The sequence below is a fragment of the Aeromonas aquatica genome, assembly GCF_000764655.1.
GTDB lineage: Bacteria > Pseudomonadota > Gammaproteobacteria > Enterobacterales > Aeromonadaceae > Aeromonas > Aeromonas aquatica.
Map to the genome: position 1 here is coordinate 1 of NZ_JRGL01000069.1, position 1,202 is coordinate 1,202.

At 46.3% G+C, this 1,202-nt stretch carries 2 protein-coding genes and 1 pseudogene; all 3 read left to right on the forward strand.

Annotation, left to right across the window (positions count from 1 at the left end; all coding sequences use genetic code 11):
• Positions 1-131, forward strand: a pseudogene (locus tag LG30_RS22710) (LexA family transcriptional repressor); the annotation flags it as partial.
• 101 nt (positions 132-232) lie between these two features.
• Positions 233-820, forward strand: a complete 588-nt coding sequence (locus LG30_RS0107845; RefSeq protein ID WP_193354256.1) for a hypothetical protein — start codon at positions 233-235, stop codon at positions 818-820.
• A partial coding sequence (locus LG30_RS21985; protein WP_152599113.1) for a hypothetical protein occupies positions 814-1,202 on the forward strand: 389 nt, incomplete at its 3' end. The genes LG30_RS0107845 and LG30_RS21985, both read left to right, overlap by 7 nt.

The window sequence follows — 1,202 nt, forward strand, 5'->3', positions numbered from 1 at the left end:
GGCAAGAAGTGTTTGAACTGGTCCCCCTCAACGATGATTACCCCACTATGCATTCCGACCGGCAGCACATCCAGATTATCGGCGTGATGGTAGAGCACAGATCATATAGAAAAAGACAAACAGGGCGCTAATGCGCCCTGTTTTTATATCCGTTGCCAGCTTATAGCCACGCCCAGACCAGCATAACAATGGACGACATGCTTGAGCGGCAGAGACGTTTTAGGGAGAAAACATGCCAGAGTTCAATGATGTGCCAATGTCATTTGGTTACAAGCGCAATAAGCAAAAAGCACTGATCAGCCTTCACGGTATCTTGAGCGGCCTCACTGCCGATCAGCGTCTTAACGAGACTGAAGTTCTCTTTATGGCTACTTGGTTGAAATCAGACTCCGAGTTCAAAAAAGATGGTGATTTCCTCGATATTCAAGATCTCATCCACGACGTTCTCGAAGATGGGATCATCACAGCCGATGAGAAAGAAGACCTGCTGAACCTGCTCAATGATGTGCTGCAGTACAACGAGATTGAGCACGACAACATGGATGCGTTGGTCAATATGTTGCTCGGCTTCCTGCAAGGCATCAGTGCCGATAGCAACATCGTAGAACAAGAGGTGCACGCTCTTAGAGCGCTGCTGCTAAAGCATCGTGACCTGTTGGCCTCATGGCCGGGTAGCCTGCTGTTCAACCGTCTCAACGATATTCTGGCAGATGGCGAAATCACCGAAGACGAGCGCGAAGACCTGTTGGAACTTACGTTAGAGAGAATAACAAATCTATTTATCATACGGCGCAGGCGCTCAATATCGATAATGTGTTAGCCCGTTACAATGAGGACAATGATGCAGAGTTAGCACGTAAATTTTGCGCCATTTGCGCTGGTAATGTGAATGTGATCTCATTGCCGGATGCATTCGATCAGCAACTCGTCCTTTCCATTAAAAAAGAGTTGGATAGTAGCGGTCGAGATGTTGGTTCTCTAACGCCAACCGAACTAAGAAAGCGTATGGCAGATAAAGTACAAACCTTGTTCGGGTACAAAGATGCTGCGGGAACATTTGCGGCTTCTATGAACTCTGGCGAGAAAGCAAACCGTTATTTGCTTTGGCAGATCTATTCGCTTATCGCCGGAGTATTATTATTTTTCGCTTGGCATATGATTCGAATCATTGAATTAAATCATATAGCTCAACAAGTGGTTAC